Annotated in this window: 1 protein-coding gene and 1 pseudogene; both read right to left on the minus strand. The window is 62.4% G+C overall.

Annotation, left to right across the window (positions count from 1 at the left end; all coding sequences use genetic code 11):
- Positions 1–440: tetrahydrofolate dehydrogenase/cyclohydrolase catalytic domain-containing protein (locus tag AB6803_RS33100; RefSeq protein ID WP_371112794.1), on the minus strand; the 440-nt coding region annotated here is incomplete at its 3' end.
- A gap of 3 nt (positions 441–443) precedes the next feature.
- Positions 444–551 (minus strand): annotated as a pseudogene (purU, locus tag AB6803_RS33105) (formyltetrahydrofolate deformylase); the annotation flags it as partial.

The raw sequence follows: 551 nt of genomic DNA on the forward strand, positions 1-551 counted from the left end.
CAGGAAATCAGGCCGGTTGCGAGATCACCGGTGGCAAGCTTGCCGGCATTGACCACATGCAGTCCGTCGACATCCTTCTCCGGCCGGATCGACTGGATGATCGGCTCCGAGTTCAGATGCTTCGGCAAAGGCAGCTGCACCAGGATCCCGTGGATGGATGGGTCTTCGTTCAGCGACTGCACCAGCTTTGCCAGCTCTTCCTGCGTCGTCTCGGCCGGCAGCGTGTGCTGGATGGATTTGAAGCCGCACTCCTTGGCCATCCTGCTCTTCGAGGTCACATAGCTGTGGCTGGCCGGATCATCGCCGACGATCACCACCGCCAGACCGGCCTTCGTTCCGGTCCCACTCTCCAGAGCGGACGTTGCCGTCTTCACCGCCTCGATCACCGAAGCCGCCACCTGCTTGCCGTCGATCACGGTTGGCGCAGTCATCGCAGCCATGGCCTACCCCATCCTCTCGGAAGCATAGCTTCCGGGGCTTGCCGGGAAGACGATGGTGCGGTTGCCGTTGAGGAAGGTGCGGTAGTGGATATGGGCATGGATGGCGCGCGC

The organism is Rhizobium sp. RCC_161_2 (assembly GCF_041355235.1).
In the GTDB taxonomy this organism is placed as follows: domain Bacteria; phylum Pseudomonadota; class Alphaproteobacteria; order Rhizobiales; family Rhizobiaceae; genus Rhizobium.